Annotated in this window: 13 protein-coding genes; 9 read left to right on the top strand and 4 right to left on the bottom strand. The window is 66.4% G+C overall.

All coding sequences use genetic code 11. The features are described from left to right. The 8 genes from kdpB (at position 1) to SLQ30_RS13790 (ending at position 13,322) form a co-directional block, all read left to right on the top strand. On the top strand, positions 1 to 2,154 hold the full coding sequence (kdpB, locus tag SLQ30_RS13825; RefSeq protein WP_319446847.1) for a potassium-transporting ATPase subunit KdpB: 2,154 nt from the start codon (positions 1 to 3) through the stop codon (positions 2,152 to 2,154). A gap of 1 nt (position 2,155) precedes the next feature. Beyond that, entirely contained in the window at positions 2,156 to 3,052 is an 897-nt protein-coding gene (locus SLQ30_RS13820; protein WP_319446846.1) for a potassium-transporting ATPase subunit C, read from the top strand. Then, positions 3,049 to 5,595, top strand: a complete 2,547-nt coding sequence (locus SLQ30_RS13815) for a DUF4118 domain-containing protein (protein ID WP_413468034.1) — start codon at positions 3,049 to 3,051, stop codon at positions 5,593 to 5,595. Before SLQ30_RS13820 ends, SLQ30_RS13815 begins: the two co-directional genes overlap by 4 nt. Beyond that, positions 5,592 to 6,272, top strand: a complete 681-nt coding sequence (locus SLQ30_RS13810) for a response regulator (RefSeq protein WP_319446844.1) — start codon at positions 5,592 to 5,594, stop codon at positions 6,270 to 6,272. Before SLQ30_RS13815 ends, SLQ30_RS13810 begins: the two co-directional genes overlap by 4 nt. Positions 6,273 to 6,551: 279 nt before the next feature. Further along, positions 6,552 to 6,749, top strand: coding sequence for a hypothetical protein (locus SLQ30_RS13805; RefSeq protein WP_319446843.1), 198 nt, complete (start codon positions 6,552 to 6,554; stop codon positions 6,747 to 6,749). Positions 6,750 to 6,776: 27 nt separating this feature from the next. After that, complete coding sequence (locus tag SLQ30_RS13800) at positions 6,777 to 9,434, top strand: helix-turn-helix transcriptional regulator (protein WP_319446842.1); 2,658 nt, start codon at positions 6,777 to 6,779, stop codon at positions 9,432 to 9,434. Beyond that, the gene (locus SLQ30_RS13795) at positions 9,431 to 10,402 is read left to right on the top strand and encodes an aldo/keto reductase (protein ID WP_319446841.1); all 972 of its coding nucleotides are present in this window, start codon (positions 9,431 to 9,433) and stop codon (positions 10,400 to 10,402) included. Before SLQ30_RS13800 ends, SLQ30_RS13795 begins: the two co-directional genes overlap by 4 nt. 127 nt (positions 10,403 to 10,529) lie before the next feature. Continuing rightward, positions 10,530 to 13,322 carry an ornithine decarboxylase gene (locus tag SLQ30_RS13790; protein WP_319446840.1) on the top strand — a complete coding sequence of 931 codons (2,793 nt, stop codon included), beginning with the start codon at positions 10,530 to 10,532 and terminating at the stop codon, positions 13,320 to 13,322. Between the two features lie 70 nt (positions 13,323 to 13,392). On the opposite strand, the gene SLQ30_RS13785 is transcribed toward SLQ30_RS13790, so the two are convergent. Beyond that, a complete protein-coding gene (locus SLQ30_RS13785) occupies positions 13,393 to 14,280 on the bottom strand; it encodes an alpha/beta hydrolase (protein WP_319446839.1) in 888 nt (295 codons plus the stop codon). 66 nt (positions 14,281 to 14,346) lie between these two features. Between SLQ30_RS13785 and SLQ30_RS13780 the strand changes: the two genes are divergently transcribed. Beyond that, positions 14,347 to 16,218: a propionyl-CoA synthetase gene (locus tag SLQ30_RS13780; protein WP_319446838.1), complete on the top strand. Its 1,872-nt coding sequence runs from the start codon at positions 14,347 to 14,349 to the stop codon at positions 16,216 to 16,218. Between the two features lie 235 nt (positions 16,219 to 16,453). On the opposite strand, the gene SLQ30_RS13775 is transcribed toward SLQ30_RS13780, so the two are convergent. From SLQ30_RS13775 to SLQ30_RS13765, 3 genes are read right to left on the bottom strand one after another with little or no spacing between them, the layout of a single operon-like run. Next, positions 16,454 to 17,422, bottom strand: coding sequence for a Ppx/GppA phosphatase family protein (locus SLQ30_RS13775; protein ID WP_319446837.1), 969 nt, complete (start codon positions 17,420 to 17,422; stop codon positions 16,454 to 16,456). Further along, a complete protein-coding gene (locus tag SLQ30_RS13770) occupies positions 17,415 to 17,915 on the bottom strand; it encodes a DUF501 domain-containing protein (protein ID WP_319446836.1) in 501 nt (166 codons plus the stop codon). The genes SLQ30_RS13775 and SLQ30_RS13770 overlap by 8 nt, the downstream gene beginning before the upstream one ends. Further along, positions 17,908 to 18,606: a septum formation initiator family protein gene (locus SLQ30_RS13765; RefSeq protein ID WP_319446835.1), complete on the bottom strand. Its 699-nt coding sequence runs from the start codon at positions 18,604 to 18,606 to the stop codon at positions 17,908 to 17,910. The genes SLQ30_RS13770 and SLQ30_RS13765 overlap by 8 nt, the downstream gene beginning before the upstream one ends. Between the last annotated feature and the right edge of the window lie 13 nt (positions 18,607 to 18,619).

The following is an 18,619-nucleotide window of genomic DNA, read 5'->3' as shown; positions in this document are numbered from 1 at the left end:
ATGACTGCTGCGACAATTGATTCGATACCTTCCCAGCAGCCTGCAACAGCCCACCCGAAGGGTGCGGTCAAGGGCGGCTTGCTCGACCCGAAGATGCTGCTGAAATCGTTGCCCGACGCGCTGCGCAAGCTGGATCCCCGCACGCTGTGGCGCAACCCGGTGATGTTCATCGTCGAAGTCGGCGCGGTATGGAGCACCGTGCTGGCCGTCCGGGAATCGACCTGGTTCTCCTGGTCGATCGTGTTCTGGCTCTGGCTGACGGTGGTTTTCGCGAACCTCGCCGAGGCCGTCGCGGAGGGCCGCGGCAAGGCTCAGGCCGAAACGCTGCGCCGGGCGAAGTCCGATGCGATGGCCCGTCGCCTCATCGGATGGACTCCCGGTGGCAGTGGAACCGAGGAGGAGGTCGCCGCCCCACTCCTGCAGCAGGGCGACATCGTCGTCGTCGAAGCCGGCCAGGCCATCCCTGGCGACGGTGACGTCGTGGAAGGCATTGCCTCGGTGGACGAGTCGGCGATCACCGGAGAGTCGGCCCCGGTGATCCGCGAATCCGGTGGCGACCGCTCGGCGGTCACCGGTGGCACCACGGTGCTGTCGGACCGCATCGTCGTGAAGATCACCCAGAAGCCAGGTGAGAGCTTCATCGACCGGATGATCGCACTGGTCGAGGGCGCCAACCGGCAGAAGACGCCGAACGAGATCGCGCTGAACATCCTGCTGGCCGCGCTGACGATCATCTTCGTGTTCGCGGTGGCGACCCTGCAGCCGTTGGCCATCTTCTCGAAGGCCAACAACCCAGGCGTACCGGACTCTCAAGCGCTAAACGGTTACGGGGTCACCGGAATCGTCATGGTGGCCCTCCTGGTCTGCCTCATCCCGACGACGATCGGCGCGCTGCTGTCAGCCATCGGCATCGCAGGCATGGACCGGTTGGTGCAGCGCAACGTGCTGGCCATGTCCGGGCGTGCCGTCGAGGCCGCAGGCGACGTGAACACCCTGCTGTTGGACAAGACGGGCACCATTACGCTCGGCAACCGCCAAGCGTCGGAGTTCGTCCCGCTGGCCGGCATCACGCCGGAACAACTCGCTGACGCCGCACAACTGTCCAGCCTTGCCGACGAAACCCCGGAAGGGCGATCCATCGTGGTCTTCGCCAAGCAGGAGTTCGGCCTGCGGGCGCGTACCGCGGGCGAGCTCACGGGCGCGAACTGGGTCGAATTCACCGCTACCACAAGAATGTCCGGCGTCGATCTCGAGCACGGGCAGCAGTTGCGCAAGGGTGCGACGGCATCGGTCGCCGAATGGGTGCGCAGCCAGGGTGGCACGGTTCCCGACGATCTCGCCGCCAAGGTCGATGCCATCTCCGCTTCCGGCGGCACCCCGCTGGCGGTGGGCCAGGTAGTAAATGGCAAGGCCTCGGTGCTTGGCGTGATCCACCTCAAGGACGTCGTCAAGCAGGGCATGCGTGAACGCTTCGACGAGATGCGCAAGATGGGCATCCGCACGGTGATGATCACCGGCGACAACCCGTTGACGGCCAAGGCGATTGCCGATGAAGCCGGCGTCGACGACTTCCTGGCCGAGGCCACACCGGAAGACAAACTGGCGCTGATCAAGAGTGAGCAGGCGGGCGGCAAGCTGGTCGCGATGACCGGTGACGGCACCAACGACGCGCCCGCGCTGGCCCAGGCCGACGTCGGCGTCGCGATGAACACCGGCACGTCGGCAGCCAAGGAAGCCGGCAACATGGTCGACCTCGATTCGGACCCGACGAAGCTCATCGAGATCGTCGAGATCGGTAAGCAACTGCTGATCACCCGCGGAGCACTGACCACGTTCTCGATCGCCAACGACATCGCCAAGTACTTCGCGATCATCCCGGCGATGTTCGTCGCCCTGTTTCCTGGGCTCGATCTGCTCAACGTCATGCGGTTGCACAGCCCGGAATCGGCCATCCTGTCGGCGGTGATCTTCAACGCCATCATCATCGTTGCGTTGATCCCGCTGTCCCTGCGCGGGGTGCGATACACGCCGAGCAGTGCGTCAAAGTTGTTGAGCCGCAACCTCTACATCTACGGCATCGGAGGCATCGTCGCCCCGTTCATCGGCATCAAGCTCATCGATCTCGTTGTCCAACTCCTTCCTGGGATGTCCTAACATGAATATTTCCAACCACATTCGCCAACACTGGGCCGCACTCCGCGCGTTGCTGGTGCTGACCGTGATAACCGGCCTCGCCTACCCGTTGTTGGTCTGGGCCATCGGGCTGCTCCCCGGGCTCGACGCCAAGGCGCAGGGCTCGATCACCTCGCTCGCCGGAAGGCCGGTGGGCAGCGCCCTGATCGGGCAATCCTTCACCGACGCGGACGGCAACCCGCTCAAGCAGTACTTCCAGAGCAGGCCGTCGGCAGCCGGTGCGGGCTACGACCCGCTGGCCACCAGCGCCAGCAACCTCGGGCCCGAGAGCGTCGTCGACACGCCGGCCGACCCCGCCGGTGCCGGTTTCAAGGCCAGCCTGCTGACGCTGGTGTGCTCGCGCAGCGCGGCGATCGCGCAACTGGAGGGCGTCGACGGAGCGCGGCCATACTGCACCGGCGACGGGGTCGGCGCCGTGTTGTCCGTGATCGGTCCGCGTGACGCGACCGGCAACGTCGTGCGCCCCACCAGGGTGGTGAGCGTAAATCAGCCCTGCGCCACCACCACGGTGCCGTTCCTCGCCGCCTACGAAGGCGTCAAGGTCGAATGCGCACAGTACGGCGAGGACTACTCGATCGGTCAGATCGTGCCCATCCGCGGGGCCGCGCCCGCCCAGCCCGCAGTACCCGCAGACGCGGTGACCGCCAGCGGAAGTGGACTCGATCCGGACATATCCCCCACCTACGCCGACATCCAGGTCGCGCGCGTGGCCAAGGCGCGCGGCATTACCGCCGACCAGGTTCGCGACCTGCTCGCCGACAACACGCACGGGCGCGCACTGGGCTTCATGGGCGAGCCTCGGGTGAACGTGCTGCAACTCAACATCGCGCTCGATCAGAAGTATCCCGTAAGGAGCTGAGCGGGCAGGTGGATGATGAGGATGTGAGCGCCGCACCGCACGGTCCCAAGCGCGGGGAACTACGCATCTATCTCGGTGCGGCGCCAGGGGTCGGCAAGACCTTCGCGATGCTCGGCGAAGCACATCGACGGGCGGAACGGGGGACCGATCTGGTGGCGGCGGTCGTGGAAAGCCACGGCCGCAAGAAGACCGCTGAACTACTCGCGGGCATCGAGGTCGTCGCGCCACGCTACGTCGAGTACAGAGGCGGCAGCTTTCCCGAACTCGACGTGCCCGCGGTGCTCGCCAGGCATCCCGAGGTGGTGCTCGTCGACGAACTCGCGCACACCAACACTCCTGGCAGTAAGAACCACAAGCGTTGGCAGGACGTCGAAGAACTACTCGATGCGGGCATCACGGTGATCTCCACGGTCAACGTGCAACACCTGGAGAGCCTCAACGACGTTGTCGCGCAGATCACCGGCATCGAGCAGCAGGAGACCGTACCCGATGCGGTCGTGCGCAGCGCCGCGCAGATCGAGCTCGTCGACATCACGCCGGAAGCGTTGCGGCGCAGGCTGTCCCACGGCAACGTGTACGCGCCCGAACGCATCGACGCGGCGCTGTCCAACTACTTCCGCCAGGGCAACCTGACGGCACTGCGGGAGCTTGCGCTGCTGTGGCTGGCCGATCAGGTCGACGCCGCGCTCGCGAAGTACCGCAAGGACCACGAGATCAACGCGACGTGGGAGGCGCGCGAGCGCGTGGTGGTCGCAGTGACCGGCGGACCCGAGTCGGAGACGTTGGTGCGCAGGGCGTTTCGGATCGCATCGAAATCTAGCGCCGAACTGATGGTGGTCCACGTGGTGCGTGGAGATGGCCTGGCGGGGGTTTCGGCGCCGGCGATGGGCAGGGTGCGCGAGCTCAGCATCAGCCTGGGCGCCACCCTGCACACCGTCATCGGGGACGACGTGCCCGCCGCCCTTCTGGACTTCGCCCGCGAAATGAACGCCACCCAGCTGGTTTTGGGCATCTCCCGGCGCTCGCGATGGGCACGCATCTTCGACGAGGGCATCGGCGCCAGGACGGTGCAGCAGTCGGGGAAGATCGACGTGCACATGGTGACGCACGAGCAGGCCAAGCCCGGCTGGTCACTCGCAAAGTTGGCACCGCGGCAACGTCACCTGATCTCGTGGCTCGCGGCGGTCGTCGTTCCGTCGGCGATCTGCGCGGTGACCGCACTGCTATTGGACAGCTTTCTCGGCATCGGCGGCGAGAGCGCCCTGTTCTTCGTCGGCGTGCTCATCGTCGCACTGCTCGGCGGTATCGCCCCGGCGGTGCTGTCCGCGCTGTTGTCGGGCCTGTTGCTCAACTACTTCCTCGTCGCACCGCGGTACAGCTTCACCATCGCCGAACCCGACAGCGCCATCACCGTCGTCGTGCTGCTGGCAGTGGCGGTCGCGGTCGCCGCACTCGTCGACGGTGCCGCGAGCCGTTCCCGCGAAGCTCGCCGCGCGTCGCAGGAGGCCGAACTGCTTGCACTGTTCGCGGGCTCCGTGCTTCGGGACGCGGACCTCGCCACGCTGCTGGAGCGGGTCCGCGAAACGTACGCACAGCGGGCGGTCAGCGTGTTGCGAGAAGGCGTAGGCATCGTGGCCTGTGTGGGGACGGACCCATGCGTCGACATCGACAGTGCAGACACCGCCGTCGAGGTCGGGGACGACGAGTTCTGGCTGCTCATGGCCGGCAAGAAGTTGGCGGCGCGAGACCGCAGGGTGCTCGGAGCCGTGGCCAAGCAGGCCGCGGGACTGGTTCGGCAGCGAGAGTTGGTGCAGGAGGCGGGCAAAGCCGAGGCAATCGCCCGCGCCGACGAACTACGCCGGTCGTTGTTGAGCGCGGTTAGCCACGACCTACGTACCCCGCTCGCCTCCGCCAAGGCGGCGGTGTCCAGCCTGCGCAGCGACGACGTCGGCTTCTCGCCCGAGGACACCGCCGAACTACTCGCCACGGTGGAGGAATCCGTCGACCAGTTGACCGCGTTGGTGGGCAACCTGCTCGATTCGTCGCGGTTGGCCGCCGGAGTGGTCAAGCCCGACCTGCGGCGCGTATACCTCGAGGAAGTCGTCCAACGTGCGCTCCTCGGAATCAGCAGGGGAACAACGGGATACCGTCGGGCAGGGCTCGACCGCGTCAAGGTGGAGGTCGACGACGCCGTCGTGTTGGCCGATGCCGGACTGTTGGAGCGCGTCCTGGTCAACCTGATCGACAATGCGCTGCGGTACGCCCCCGACAGCGTCGTGCGGGTCAACGCGGGCCAGGTCGGCGCACGCGTGCTGATCAACGTCGTCGACGAAGGACCCGGCATCCCCCGCGGCACCGAGGAACAGCTCTTCGAGCCCTTCCAGCGCCTCGGCGATCAGGACAACAGCACGGGCGTGGGGCTCGGACTGTCCGTCGCCAGCGGGTTCATCGAGGCGATGGGTGGCAACGTGGCCGCCACCGACACCCCCGGCGGCGGACTGACCGTCGTCGTGGATCTGCCTGCGCCAGAAGGCAAGCCATGACCCGCGTACTGGTCATCGACGACGAGCCGCAGATCCTGCGCGCGTTGCGGATCAACCTGTCGGTCCGCGGCTACGAGGTGACAACGGCGGCCACCGGGGCTGGAGCATTGCGAGCGGCGGCGGAGCACAAGCCCGACGTCGTCGTCCTGGACCTCGGCCTACCGGACATGTCCGGAATCGACGTGCTCGAGGGGCTGCGGGGCTGGCTCACGGCGCCCGTCATCGTGCTGTCGGCACGCACGGATTCGTCGGACAAGGTGCAGGCGCTCGACGCAGGCGCCGACGACTACGTCACGAAGCCGTTCGGCATGGACGAGTTCCTGGCTCGCCTGCGCGCCGCGGTGCGTAGGGCCGCGGCGGCGTCCGAGACGGACCAGCCGGTGATCGAAACTTCGTCGTTCACGGTCGACTTGGCCGCCAAGAAGGTGACCAAGAACGGCCACGAGGTTCACCTGACACCCACCGAGTGGGGCATGCTCGAAATGCTGGTGCGCAACCGCGGCAAACTCGTCGGACGCGAGGAACTGCTCAAGGAGGTGTGGGGGCCGGCCTACGCCAAGGAGACCCACTACCTCCGGGTGTACCTCGCGCAGCTGCGGCGCAAGCTGGAAGTCGATCCGTCGCACCCCAAACACCTGCTGACCGAGGCGGGCATGGGCTATCGCTTCCAGGAGTGAGCGCCCTTCCCCGCCGAAACCAAGTAGTCGGATGTCGGCGTCCGGCCAAATCCAAGTAGTCAGGCCCGGGTACCGGAGCCGGTCACCAGCGTCAGGCTCGAGGGATTGAGGGGTGGTCCTGCAGTGGGAGGAAACGTCATGGTTGGTACCGATTGCAACGTCGCCTACACCCCGCTTGCCGTCGGCGGGCAAAGCCCACCGCTGCTCACAGCGGTCGATACCCCGGCCGTCGCGCTGTGACGCCCTGACCGTGACCGCTGTCTCCCGCTCCGAGGATCGATGACCACGCCGGAGGAATACGAGGCCGCGCTACGCACCTTGCCGGAGGCCCACTCGCTGGCACTGCGCCTGAAAGACGCTGGGGTGGCCGACGAGGTGATTTCTGACTATCTGCACATCGAGCCCGAAGGCCTGGCCACCCTGCTGGAACTGGCCCGGAGCAAGCTGGACGCCAGGCTCAGCAAACCACCGCCATGAGCTGCTTAATTCGCTAGACTCTGCGCCATGGTGGACCGGTGGCCGCTCACCGGCCGCACGGAAGAGCTTCGCGTCATCAGTGAAGCCTTGTCCGTAGACGAGCACGGCGGCATGGTCGTTGCCGGGCAAGCCGGCGTCGGCAAGACCCGCCTGGCCCGCGCCGCAGCAGATGCGGCATCGCGCGCCGGATGGTCGGTGCACCGCATCGCCGGGACGGCCACCGGCCAGCCGGTGACGTTGGGCGCGTTCGCGCGCTGGGTCGACGCTGCCGACAGCTCGCCTTTGACGCTGGCGCGCAAGGTTTTCGCAGCATTGGCCGGAGATGCTGGAGACGCCCCGCTGCTGCTCTTCGTCGATGACGCGCATCTCCTGGACGACCTGTCGGCGCTGATCGTGCACCAACTGGTGTTGCAGAATGCGACCAACGTCATTGCCACCATGCGCACCGGCGCACCCGCACCCGATGCCGTACGGGCGCTTTGGAAGGACGGCCTGCTGCGACGACTCGAGCTTCAGCCGTTGTCCCACAACGAATCCAGCGAGTTGCTCCAGACCGTCCTGGGCGGTCCCGTACGCGCCACGTGCACGGACCGGATGTGGACGTTGAGTCGAGGCAACGTCCTGTTCCTGCACCACCTCGTCGAGCACGAGCGCGATTCCGGACGCCTCACCGCCGTTGATGGCCAATGGCATTGGACTGGAACAGCTTCGGTATCACCGTCCTTGGTCGAACTGGTCGAGTCGCAGATCGGAGCGGTACCCGACGACGTGCGCGACGTCGTCGACCTGGTGGCGATCTCGGAGCCAGTCGACCAGTCGCTGCTGGCGGCGATCGCCGACCCCGACGCCATCGAGGCCGCCGAGCGACTTGGACTCATCTCCTCAACCGCAACTGATCTCGTCTGCGTCGGGCACCCGCTGTACGGGGAGATCAGACTGAGGCAGTGCGGTCCGATGCGCCTGAAGAGGCTGCGCGGGCGCGTCGCCGCCACCATGGCGCAGTCGCCGTCCGCGGACCCGTTGCGACTCGGTCTGCTCTGGCTGGACTCCGACCTGCCGCCCGACGCGAAGATACTGTCGCTGGCCGCCGCCATCTCCGCCTCACGACTGGACCTCGGGCTTGCCGAGCGGTTGGCTCGCGCCGCCGTTGACGCCCAACCGGCGCCGTCGACCAAGCTCCAGTTGGCCCACATCCTCTACCTCCAAGAGAAGGGGCAGGAGACTGAGGACCTGCTCAATACGCTGACCCCACAGGAGCTTTCCACCCACGACTTCATCGACGGCGTGACCCTGCGTGCTGCCAATCTGATGTTCCCGCTGCGAGATCTCGATTCCTTCAGGACGGTCATCGACGACGCAGTGCGCCTCGGCGACGAGTCCCGCAACCAGTCGCTGCTCACGTTCCGGGCGATCGGAGAGGCGATGGCGGCCCGCCCCGCCGAGACCGTCGAGACGATGGCCGGGGTCGACTACGGACAGCTCGACAGTTACGGACGTGTGCTCGGCTACTCCGCAGAGACGATCGCGCTCGGCGATCTAGGCCGCACTGCCCGAGCAAGCGAACGGGCAGCCTCGGGGTACCGCGAACTCATCGCGTCACCGCAGGAGTCCTTCTCCACTTCGCCGGGCCTCGCCGAGTTCCACGCCTATGCGCTCCTTGCCGCGGGGTGGGTCGACGAGGCGGTCGCGATCGCCGAGCAAGGGCATCGCCAGTATGCGGGCCTGCCCGGCATGTCGCAGTCAATGGCCGTCGCCGGTTTGGGGATGACGGCGCTGGGAAGCGGCGATCTGATTGCCGCTCAACGGCATCTCGACTCAGCCCGCGAAAGTTTCGGTGACTACGGCGAAGTTTCCGGACTGTTCTACCGATTCCGGATTCTTCACACCGAGGTGCTGGCCCGGTCCGGCGATCGCGATGCCGCCGCCGCGTCGATGGAAGTAACCCGCCAAAGCCGCCATCCCGCATACGAATACGTGGAATCGGGCTACCTCTTGGCGAGCGCCTGGGTGGCCGCTGCCGCCGGTCGCGTCACCGAGGCGCATGCGCTCAGCCGTCAGGCCGCCGAATTCGCCAGCAGTCATGGACAACTCGCGCGCGAGGTGCTGGCGCTACAGACGGCGGTCCAGTTCGGCGATACCGGCGGAGCGGACCGGCTGACTGAACTGGCCACCAAGGTGGAAGGCCCTCGGGCGCCTTTGGCGGCGCGCTACGCGCAGGCCCTTACCGCCGGAGATGGCGTCGCGCTAGATGCCGTGTCGCGGGACTTCGAGGCAATGGGCGACAAATTGGCCGCCGCCGATGCTGCAGCACAGGCGAGCACGTCGCACCGGCTAGCCGGACAACGCGGGAGTGCACTTACCGCGAATGCCCGTGCACTCCAGCTCGCCAAGGATTGCGGTGACGCCGTCAGCCCCGCACTTGCCGCGGCCCGCGTGCCGCTCCCCTTTACGCGGCGGGAGCACGAGATTGCATTGCTCTTGGCTCGGGGCTTGTCGAATAGGGACATCGCCGAGGCCACTTCACTGTCGATCCGGACCGTCGAGGGACACATCTATCAAGCCAGCACGAAGGCCGGCGTCTCGTCGCGGTCGGAGCTGTCGGCGTTGGTGCAGCAGTTCAACGGCGCCGAGATCGTTTCGGGGCAAGTGCCCACACGTGAAGGCTTCAGTACGGTGAAGACATGAAGTATCTCGAAGTGAACGGAGTCGGACGGGTCAGCCGGATCGGGTTGGGCACCTGGCAGTTCGGATCACGCGAATGGGGTTACGGCGACGACTACGCCTCGGGTCCCGCCCGGGACATCGTCCAGCGCTCACTCGCGCTCGGGGTCACGCTCTTCGACACGGCCGAGATATACGGGACCGGCAAGAGCGAGCGCATCCTCGGCGAGGCCCTCGGCGACGAGCGCGCGAACGTCGCGGTGGCCAGCAAGATCTTTCCGGTGGCGCCGTTCCCCGCGATCGTCAAGCAACGCGAGCGGGCCAGCGCCAAACGCTTGCAGCTGGACCGCATCCCGCTCTACCAGATTCACCAGGCCAACCCGCTGGTGCCCGATTCGGTGATCATGCCGGGCATGCGGGAGCTGCTCGACAGCGGCGCCATTGGCGCCGCGGGCGTTTCGAACTATTCGCTGGAGCGATGGCGGAAGGCCGATGCTGCGCTCGGGCGACCGGTGATCAGCAACCAGGTGAGTTTCTCGCTGGCGCATCCGCAGCCACTCGACGACCTGGTCCCCTTCGCCGAGCGGGAGAATCGCATCGTCATCGCCTACAGCCCGCTGTCGCAGGGCCTGCTCGGCGGCAAGTACGGCCTCGACAACCGGCCCGGCGGCGTGCGGGCCACTAATCCGCTCTTCGGCACCGAGAACCTCCGCCGCGTCGAGCCGCTGCTGCAGACGTTGCGCGACGTCGCGGCCGAGGTCGACGCGAAACCTGCACAGGTTGCGCTGGCCTGGCTGATCAGCCTTCCGGGCGTCGTCGCCATCCCCGGCGCGTCCACTGTCGAGCAACTCGAGTTCAACGTCGCAGCCGCCGACATCGAACTGAGCACCGACGCGGTTGACGCACTTACCGCCGCCGCCAGGGCGTTCCGGCCGGTGTCGATGGGCCGCTTCCTCACCGACCTGGTGCGCGAGAAGCTTCCGTTCGGCTGACCCCTCACAGCTGAGCGTTGGTTCACCGTCATGTGATCGACGGCCATCGTTCGTCTGCTGATCGCCTGCCTGACGACGGCTCGGTGCCACGCTTTGGTGGAAACCCATCAGCGTGAAAGGCCGGACAATGGCAGACAATTCGCATGCGTACAACAGCGTCTGGCAACTGCGCGGCGACGCGTGGTGCCGCCTCGAGGAAGCAGCCGATCGGCTGACCCGCACCACCACCACCGGCGAGCTCAAGGAGCAGTACACCCAGATCTGTCGGGAACTGCTGGCGACGCTGACGCCGCTGGAGCCGTACTGGGCCTACCCCGGTTCGCCGCAGTTCGCCAAGGTGCAGCGGCTGTTCAATGCCGGCCACTACGACAAGTTCGCGCACTCGGTCACACGGATCAACCGCGCGCTGACCACGGAGTCCTTCCGTAGCGGCGACGTGGACAACGCGGGCCTCGACGACACCGACATGTTCCCCACCGACCCGCGCACGCTCGAGCAGCAGTCGACGACGAACAAGGAGCAGCTGTACTTCGAGGTGCTCGTCGTCGAGAAGATGACAGAAGCCCAGGAGCGGGCACTGCGCAAGGAGGTGCGCAGTTGGCGCCGCCCCGACGACCAGTTCGTCTACGAGCTCGTCGTGGTGTCCAGCGGCGACGAGGCGCTCATTGCCGCGCGACTCAACGTCAACTTGCAAGCTGTCGTGATCCGGCGACGGTTCAGCCACCAATCCGCCCGGGACCTCACCAGTTTGGCGGAGTTCGTCGACACCCACGTCTCCGAGGAACTCGACGACCACAAGTCACCCGACGAGCGCGCGCAGATCCTTGCCGCGTCGCTACACGATCTGCGCCCGGAACTCGACATGTACCTCATGACCGAGATCGAGGTGGAGCAGATCGCGGGCCGACTCGGACCGTCCTTCCGCCGCGTGTTCCACGCCCGCGAAGGCGTGCTCGAACTACACCTGTCGATCCTGCACGGCGTCGCGGAGCGCTACCAGACGCCGTTCTTCAGCGCGCTCAAGCAATACAGCCACCGCCCGACGGGCGTCTTCCACGCGCTACCCATATCGCAGGGCAAGTCGATCGTGAACTCGCACTGGATCAAGGACATGGTCGGCTTCTACGGGCTCGACGTGTTCATGGCCGAGACGTCGGCGACGTGCGGCGGGCTGGACTCGCTGCTGGAACCGACGGGTCCGCTGCGCGAGGCTCAGCAGTTGGCCGCCGAGGCGTACGGCTCCCGGCACACCTATTTCGTCACTAACGGCACGTCGACCGCCAACAAGATCGTCACCCAGTCGTTGGTGGCCCCGGGCGACATCGTGCTGCTGGACCGCAACTGCCACCAATCCCACCACTACGGGATGATGCTCGCCGGCGCCAACGTCGTCTACCTCGAGGCCTACCCGCTGGCCGACTACACCATGTACGGCGCGGTCCCACTACGGGAGATCAAGTCGAAGCTGTTGGCGCTCAAGCGCGCTGGCAAATTGGACCGCGTCAAGATGATGTCGCTGACGAACTGCACCTTCGACGGCATCGTGTATGACGTCGAACGAGTCATGGAGGAATGCCTGGCCATCAAGCCGGATCTGGTGTTCCTCTGGGACGAAGCGTGGTTCGCCTTCGCGCGCTTCCACCCCGTGTACCGCAACCGGACCGCGATGGCGACGGCGCGCAGGCTGCGGGAGAAGCTGAAGAGCGACGAGTACAAGCGGGAATACGAAGCCGAACTCACCAATGATGCCGAAAACCCGCCCAGCGACGACGAATTGATGAATCGGCGTCTTCGCCCAGATCCGGCAAAGGCGCGGGTGCGCGTCTATGCCACGCAGTCCACGCACAAGACACTGACGTCGCTGCGCCAGGGTTCGATGATCCACGTCTTCGACCAGGACTTCGAGCAGAAGGTGGCCGAAGCGTTCCACGAGGCCTACATGGCGCACACGTCGACGTCGCCGAACTATCAGATCTTGGCGTCGCTGGACCTCGGCCGTCGCCAGGTGGCGCTGGAGGGCGTGGAACTGGTTCAGCGCCAGCTCGAGAACGCCATGCAGCTGCGCGATGCGATCGACAACCATCCGCTGCTCAGCCGCTTCATGTCCTGCCTACGCACATCCGACCTGATTCCCGACGAGTTCCGGCCGTCCGGCATCGAGCAGCCGTTGCGTTCGGGTTTGCGAAACATGATGGCGGCGTGGGACGCCGACGAGTTCGTGCTCGACCCGTCGCGCATCACGCTGTCGATCGGGCGCACCGGGTACGACGGTGACACGTTCAAGCGTGAACAGCTGATGGACCGCCACGGCGTGCAGATCAACAAGACGTCCAGAAACACGGTGCTGTTCATGACGAACATCGGCACCACCCGTAGTTCGGTGGCGTTCCTTGTCGAGGTGCTCGTGAAGATCGCGGGCGAGCTCGAGGAGCGAGTCGGCGAGATGGGTCTTGGCGAGCGCGGACGCTTCGAACAGAAAGTCCGCGCGTTGACCACCAATTCCACTGTGCTACCGGACTTCAGCGGGTTTCACTCCGCGTTCCGCGACTTCTCGGGCGGCGAGGAAACGCCGGAGGGCGACGTCCGACGGGCGTTCTACCTCTCGTACGACGACACCAACTGCGAATACCTCAGCCCCGAGCAGGTTTACGAGAAGCTCGACCGCGGGATCGACGTGGTGTCGGCGACGTTCGTCACGCCGTACCCCCCTGGGTTCCCGGTACTGGTGCCCGGCCAGGTTTTCAGCCGCGAGATCCTGACCTTCCTCCGCGACCTGGACACCCCCGAGATCCACGGCTACAAGCCGGAAGTCGGCTTCCGCGTATACACCGAGAAGGCCATCGAGATGAGCGTTCCGGTGCAGGTGGCCAAGACCAACGGACACCACCCGGCACCCGAGCCCGTCGACACCTGGAACTGATTGGCGATTTCGGCGCGCAATTCCGCACTCAACCCGGAATTGCGCGCCGAAATCGCTTAGGGGTGAGCGGTTACCGGGTCTCCTCGGCCAGCGCGATCAGCTTGGCGCGCACCAGGTCCGGGCGCTCGTCAATGATGAAGTGGCTGGCGTCGACGTACTCCACCGTGTAGTCGTCGGCCTTCGCGGATTCCGGCGATACCATCGACGCGTGCACAGCGGCATCGTGCTTGCCGAACAACACCCGGACGGGCGCCGTGATCCGGCGCTCCTCGGGATGGCGTGCCGCCGAGGGGAATTCACGCAACAGGAACGTCCGGTAGGTGTCCGTCGCTGCGCGCGCACAGACCGGATCGCGGAATCGCTCGGAATACACACGCACCACGTCGCGATCGAGGCCTGGCGCCGCCACCCGGTAGATGACCTTCTCCAGATAGCCGGTGCGCTGTTGCAGGAACTTGCCGATGCTTGCGACGAACGGCTGGTAGACCGCGAGCCGCCACAGGTGAGGCAGCACCGACTTCGGCGTCTGCCACGGGTGCGCCATGTTCATCACCAGATAGCCGTCGAAGCGCTCGGGCGCGGCCAGCAGCATCCGGTATCCGACGAAGCCGCCCCAGTCGTGTCCGACGAGCAGCACGCGGTCCAAGCCCATCGCGTCCATCAACGCGAGTACGTCGGCGGCGACGTCATCTTTGGCCCACTTGTGCGGCGCAGGCCCGGACCACCCGTAGCCGGGCAGGTCGGGCGCGATGATCCTCAGGCCGGGCGGCGGGTCGGCAAGCAGGTCGCGGTACACCCAGTGGTGTTGGGGCCAGCCGTGAAGGGCGAGCACCGGGCGGCCGTCCTCGGGCCCCGATTCGGTGACGTGGAAACGCACGCCGCGGGCTTCCACGAAAGACCGCCGCACTCCGGTGATGGCCGGCGGCTCACTGCTTGTTGACGTTGTGTCAGTAACCATGCCTTCCGACTATAGAAACCCGCCCGAAGCGGCCGACAATCGGCCTGACCGCGCTACCGTGCGGGCATGGTCAGCTATCGCACAGTTTTCGACGCCAGCCTCGCCGACCCCGCCGCGTTCTGGGCGGACGCCGCACGCGCCGTTACCTGGACGCGCGAGCCGACGCAGATCCTGGACGACTCGAATCCACCGTTCTACCGGTGGTTTCCCGACGGCGAGCTGAACACGTGCGCCAACGCGATCGACCGCCACGTGGACCAGGGCCGCGGCGATCAGGCGGCGTTGATCTACGACTCGCCGGTCACCGGAACGCAGCGCACCTACACATACCGCGAGTTGCTCGACCAAACCTCTCGGTTCGCGGGCGTGCTGCGCGACCTCGGCGTCGACAAGGGCGACCGCGTCGTGATCTACCTGCCGATGGTCCCCGAGGCCGTGATCGCGATGCTGGCCTGCGCGCGACTGGGCGCGGTGCACTCGGTGGTGTTCGGAGGGTTCGCGGCCACGGAGTTGGCGGCGCGCATCGACGACGCTCGACCGGCGCTCGTCGTGTCGGCCTCTTGTGGCATCGAGCCCACCCGCACCATCGCTTACAAGCCGATGCTCGACGCGGCGCTCGACATCGCCGAGCATGCCCCGCCCACGTGCGTGATCCTTCAGCGCCCGCAGCAGCCGTGCGAGCTGATCCCTGGCCGCGACGTCGACTGGGCCACCGCGCTCGAGTCGGCCCAACCCGTCGCACCGGTTCCGGTCGCGTCGACCGATCCGCTCTACGTGCTCTACACATCAGGAACTACGGGCAAGCCAAAGGGCATCGTCCGCGACAACGGCGGCCATGCCGTCGCGATGATGTGGACGATGCGGCACATCTACGACATCGAGCCGGGTGAAGTGTTCTGGGCCGCTTCGGATGTCGGTTGGGTAGTGGGCCACTCCTACATCGTGTACGGGCCGTTGCTGGCCGGCGCGACGACCGTGCTCTACGAGGGCAAGCCGGTCGGAACGCCCGATGCGGGGGCGTTCTGGCGGGTGGCCTCCGAGCACGGTGTCAAGGCCCTCTTCACCGCTCCGACCGCGATTCGGGCCATCAAGAAGGAGGATCCGGAGGCCGCGCACCTCGCCCGCTATGACCTGTCCGCGCTGCGCTACCTCTTCCAGGCCGGCGAGCGGCTCGACCCGGGTACCTATCACTGGGCCTCCGACAAACTTGGCATCCCCGTCATCGACCACTGGTGGCAGACCGAGACAGGGTGGTCGATCGCCGCGGGCCCGATGGGCGTCGAAGCACTGCCGGTAAAGCCCGGTTCGGCAACCGTTCCGATGCCTGGCTACGACGTGCGAGTACTGCGACCAGACGGAAGCTCTTGCGACGCAGGCGAAGAGGGCGCGATCTGCGTCAAGTTGCCACTACCTCCTGGGACTTTGCCGACGCTCTGGGGCGACGACGATCGCTTTGTGGCGTCGTATCTTTCGGCCTTCCCGGGGTACTACGTCTCGGGTGACGGCGGGTACCTCGACGAGCACGGGTACCTCTTCGTGATGGGCCGCACCGACGACGTCATCAACGTGGCCGGACACCGATTGTCGACGGGCTCCCTCGAGGCCGTGATCGCCGGCCATCCGGCAGTGGCGGAGTGTGCGGTCATCGGCGTCGCCGACGAGCTGAAGGGTCAGGTACCACGTGGGTTCGTGGTCCTCAAGGCAGGCGCGTCCGGCGCTGGAATCGCCGACGAACTCGTCGCCGCGGTACGCGAGCACATCGGCGCGGTGGCCAGTCTCAAGCGGGTCGACGTGGTCGCCGCGCTCCCGAAGACACGCTCGGGCAAGATTCTGCGCAAGACCATGCGAGGCATCGCCGACGGGTGCCCGGAAGCCCCGCCGTCGACGATCGAGGACGTGTCGGTGCTCGATGCGTTGACGCCGATCCTGCAGTCCTGAACGCCTCACCGATTCGACGGAGCAGTTCCCACTCGGCGTGATCCGAACTATTGTGAAGTAGTCATATCTTGATATCCGTGCGAATCAGCAGAGGTGAACTGCGATGCGAGTTTCAGAGCTCAAAGTCAAAGCGGGTTCGGGTTGTACGTGCCATTGCAATGCCTGTGACGGTGGACATCACTGCGGGAATCCCCCGAACTGCCACGTCAGGCGCTGACTCCCGCCCGCCTCACACCTACGCCAGCGACAGCGCGATTCCGTCGAGAATGTCGTGCTCGCTGACGACGAGTTCGTCGATGTCGGCCCGGGTGCGTAATTCGCGCATCAACTCCTGAACGACGATCGCACCACCACCGATCACGTCGACACGCCCTTCGTGCATCGGCCCAAGCGCAGCCCGCTGCTGGCGCGTCATGGCGATCAGGTCGTCACAGACCGTCGAAAGTTCGCCGAACCCGACCCGCGACAAATGAATGGCGTCCGCGTCGTACGCGGCCATCCGCTGGGCGAGCGCCGACAACGTGGTGAACGTGCCCGCCACCCCGACCCACGTGCGCGCGCCTTCGACGGGAACCACTTCCAAGGCGGCATCCAAGGCCAGCCGCACCACCGTTCGGGCGGCGTCGACCTCTACTGCAGTCGGCGGATCGGAATGCAGACACCGCTCGGTCAAGCGCACACATCCGATGTCGGCGGAAAAACTAGCCCGCACATCACCCCGGTCCGATGTCGCCGGCGACCCGGCTCCGCCGCCCACCACCACCTCGGTCGATCCTCCCCCGAGATCAACGACCACGAAAGGTGCTGCACTATCGCCTAATTCGCCCACCGCGCCGTGGAACGACAACGCCGCTTCCTCGATCCCCGTGATGACCTCGGCCACCGCGCCAGGCACCGCTTCGCCGAGGACTTCCGCCGTCATGGCGAAGAACTCGTCGCGGTTGGCGGCGTCACGGGTGGCCGACGTGGCGACCATCCGAACCGTTGAGACGGAATGCTCGCGGAGCAACTCGGCGTAATCGGCGAGCGCAGCGTGGGTGCGCGCCAAGGCCTCTGGCGCGAATCTCCCAGTGGCGTCGACACCTTCGCCGAGTCGGACGATGCGCATCTCGCGGTGGATGTCATGCAACACGCCGTCGCTCACGTCGGCGATCAGCAGTCGGATGGAGTTGGTTCCGCAGTCGATCGCCGCGACTCTACTCACGGGGTGCCCACCGTCCTCTGTCGAGAATGCCTGCCATCGCGGGTTCGACGGCCAGCAACGCGAGTGCCTCGTCACCAAAGGGATTGACGCCCTGACCCTTTGCCAACGAATGCGCCATCACGACGTGCAGACACTTCACCCGCTCCGGCATACCACCTCCAGAGAACGTCGTCCCGAGCGATTCGACCGCGTCGCGCTCGGCGAGATAAGACTCGTGCGCGCGCCGGTAGGCCGCCGCGAGTTCCGGATCTTGTTGCAGCCGTTCTGTCATGTCGCGCATCAGACCCGACGACTCCAATCGGCTCGCCGCGGCGGTGAGCATGGGATGTGTCAGGTAGTACAACGTCGGAAAGGGGGTTCCGTCAGGCAATCTCGGCGCTGTCTTGACCACGCCGGGTTCGCCGTTCGGGCAGCGGTACGCGATCTCGAGGACACCGCGCGGGTCACGGCCCAACTGGCGAGCTACCGCGTCCAGGTCAGCCTGATCAACCACCGGGCACGGGACCGGGTGGAACGACAGGCGGAACAGCCGGAATCGGAGCCGTCGTGGGCGAAAGTCCGTGCGGCGCATCAGCAATCGTGTGCCACAGCGATGTGTACCACGGCTGGCCGCTGGGAATGGGCGCGGCACCGATGCCAGGGGCGGCCGACGGCACCGCCGTCGCGGGCAGCTGCACCTGATAGGGAATCTCACCGGGCATGACGAAACCAAGCCGCTCGCGCGCCTGCGCCGCGATGAACACCGGATCGCTCAGTTTGACCTTCTGCTCTTCGAGATCGGCGATCTGAACCCGCAGCTGAGCCTCCGCGGCGGCCAGCTGCTGCACCTCGGTGCGCTGGGCGAAGTACGTACGCACGGGTCCCGCGATGGTCAGCGTCAGCACACAGACCACGGCCGCGAGGATCGCCGCACGCCGTGCCGCTGAGCCGAGCCGCTGCTCGGATTGGTGTTCGGCGGCTTCCGCGATGGCCTTCTTGATCGGCCCGATGACCCCGGTGTCACCGGTGTCGTCCGGCTCCGACGGCTCTTCGACCTCCGCGACGACCTCGGGGACAGGGGCCTTGCGCGGCTCGTTGGCGCGATCTCTTCGCACCGGGCTAGCACCGCGGGGCCGACCGCCACCCTTGCCCGGTCGCGACGCAGGAGTGCGTCGCTTCGGGTCGGGCCGCTTCGCGTCGGGCATGGAACTACGGTAC

The organism is Mycobacterium sp. RTGN4, from assembly GCF_033804635.1.
Taxonomy (GTDB): Bacteria; Actinomycetota; Actinomycetes; order Mycobacteriales; family Mycobacteriaceae; genus Mycobacterium.
This window is presented reverse-complemented; position numbering and strand designations above follow the sequence as displayed.